Genomic DNA, 228 nt, shown 5'->3' on the forward strand with positions numbered 1-228 from the left:
CCAACCGTGAGGACGACCTGGCCGCCGGCATGGATGAGTACGTCAACATGGCCAAGCGCGGCCTGAAGACCTGGGACCAGATCGAGACTGTGCCTGACGGCCTGCGCGGCCTGGAGCACACCCGCAAACTGGACCTGGAAGACTGGATGGACAACCTGGGCCTGGACGCGGTGCTGTTCCCGACAGTGGCCGATGTGGGCCCGGCCGATGCCGACGTCAACCCGGCAT

The 228-nt window shown here is 66.2% G+C and carries 1 protein-coding gene; it reads left to right on the top strand.

From position 1 onward, the window contains the following. On the top strand, positions 1-228 hold a 228-nt coding region (locus SB786_RS38030; RefSeq protein ID WP_410731817.1), incomplete at both ends, for a hypothetical protein.

Origin of the sequence: Burkholderia sp. SIMBA_062 (genome assembly GCF_046534765.1) — a bacterium.
GTDB lineage: Bacteria > Pseudomonadota > Gammaproteobacteria > Burkholderiales > Burkholderiaceae > Burkholderia > Burkholderia ambifaria.